Here is a 2262-nt window from a genome sequence, read left to right as displayed (position 1 = left end):
CGATCAGTCCCGGCCATGGCTTGTGGACGGCCGTCCGTGGGGCGCTCACAGGCTTGAACCTTCCAGACGCAGCACGCTCGTCACGCCCTGCACGACGTCCAGATCCGCGAGCGCCTCGACGGTTTCAGAGAGCGCAGCGTCGGTGGCTGTGTGGGTGAGCACGACAACGCGTGCTCCGACTCGTCGACCGCCCTCGTCGACGACGCCTTCCTGGCGGACCTCGGCGATGCTGACCTCACGCTTGGCGAATTCCGTTGCCACCGTGGCCAATACACCCGGTCGGTCGGCGACATCCATGCTGACGTAATAGCGGGTGGAGATGAAACCCATTGGGGCCACCGGCAGTTGGGCATACTTGGATTCCCTCGGACCACGACTGCCCAGCACCCGGTTCCGCGCGGCCATCACCAGGTCGCCGGCCACCGCGGACGAGGTGGGCGCGCCGCCGGCCCCCTGGCCGTAGAACATCAGCCGTCCCGACGCCTTCGCCTCGACGACGACCGCGTTAAACGCCCCGTTGACGGTGGCCAGCGGGTGGGACAGGGGAACCAACGCCGGATAGACGCGGGCGGAGACTCGTTCCTGACCGTCGTCGCCCTCGATGCGCTCGCAGATGGACAGCAGCTTGATGGTGCAGCCCAACGCCCGCGCGGACTCGAAGTCGGCCGGAGTGATCTTGGTGATGCCTTCGCGATAGACGTCGTCGGCGGTCACCCGCGTGTGAAAGGCGATGGACGCCAGGATCGCAGCCTTGGCGGCGGCGTCGTAGCCTTCGACGTCGGCGGTCGGATCCGCCTCGGCGTAACCCAGCGCGCTGGCCTCGCCCAGGGCGGTGTCATAGTCGGCACCGGTGCTGTCCATCGCGGAGAGGATGTAGTTCGTGGTGCCGTTGACGATGCCGGCGACCCGCAGCACCGTGTCACCCGCCAGCGACTGAGTGAGCGGACGGATAACCGGGATGGCACCGGCAACCGCGGCCTCGAAATACAGGTCCACATGGGCGCTTTCGGCGGCCTGTGCCAGTTCCCCGGTGGAGATGGACAGCAGCGCCTTATTGGCCGTGACGACGGACTTGCCGTGCTCGAGGGCACGCAGGATGGCCTTGCGGGATGGCTCCACCGGCCCCATCAGCTCCACGACGATGTCGACGTCGTCACGCGAGACGAGTTCTTCGACGTTGTCGGTGAGCAATTCGATCGGAACACCTCGGTCGGCGGCAACACGGCGCACCCCGATGCCGCGCAACACCAAAGGCGCACCAACGCGAGCCGCGAGGTCTTCCGCGCTGTCCTTGATGATTCGGACGATTTCGCTGCCGACGTTGCCGAACCCGAGTACAGCTACACCGACCGGCTTTTCGTCACTGGGCACAGGTCACCTCACTTCCAGACTCAGTAGATCGTCGACCGTCTCCCGGCGCAGAATCAGGCGCGACCGCCCGTTACGCACCGCTACCACGGCGGGCCGGCAGATCATGTTGTACCGGCTCGAGAGCGAATAGCAGTATGCGCCGGTTGCGGCCACGGCCAGCAGGTCACCGGGCCGCAGGTCGCCGGGCACCCAGGTGTCGCGCACGACGATGTCGCCGCTCTCGCAGTGCTTTCCGACGATTCGGGCCAGCGTCGCCGGGGAGTCGCTGACCCTCGAGACGAGCCGCGCGTCATACTCCGCGTCATAGAGCGCGGTGCGGATGTTGTCGCTCATGCCGCCGTCGATGCTGACATATCGCCGGTGCGCCGTCGTGCTCACATCGACGTCCTTCACGGTGCCGACTTCATACAGCGTGATGGTGCCCGGTCCGGCGATGGCGCGTCCGGGCTCCACCACCAACTTCGGTGTGGGCAGCCCGACGGCCGCGGACTCGCTGCTGACAATGGCGCCCAACTTGGCGGCGAGCTCGCCCATCGGGGGTGGGTCGTCGGGCGCCAAGTACGAAATGCCCAGGCCGCCACCAAGATCGACGGTCGAGATCTGCGCCGTCTTGTCGACACCGAATTGTTTGACGGCCTCGTGCAGCAGTCCGATCACCCGGTGCGCGGCCAGTTCGAAACCGGCGACGTCGAAGATCTGCGAGCCGATGTGGCTGTGCAGCCCGACCAGCCGCAGGTGGTCGGTGGCGAATACCCGTGCCACCGCGTCCATCGCCGCACCGCTGGCCACCGACAACCCGAACTTCTGGTCCTCGTGCGCGGTGGAGATGAATTCGTGAGTGTGTGCTTCGACGCCGACGGTGAGGCGGACGAAGACGTCCTGGACGACGCC

Annotated in this window: 2 protein-coding genes; both read right to left on the bottom strand. The window is 66.7% G+C overall.

The window, feature by feature from the left end:
- Nucleotides 1–45: 45 nt before the first annotated feature.
- Nucleotides 46–1371: a homoserine dehydrogenase gene (locus JOZ00_RS20645; protein ID WP_293347259.1), complete on the bottom strand. Its 1326-nt coding sequence runs from the start codon at nt 1369–1371 to the stop codon at nt 46–48.
- 3 nt (nt 1372–1374) lie between these two features.
- On the bottom strand, nt 1375–2262 hold an 888-nt coding region (gene lysA, locus JOZ00_RS20640; protein ID WP_293347256.1), incomplete at its 5' end, for a diaminopimelate decarboxylase.

The sequence above is a fragment of the Mycobacterium sp. genome, from assembly GCF_019243155.1.
GTDB lineage: Bacteria > Actinomycetota > Actinomycetes > Mycobacteriales > Mycobacteriaceae > Mycobacterium.
Note: the sequence above shows the minus strand (reverse complement) of the source record. Positions and strands in the feature narration are given on the sequence as shown.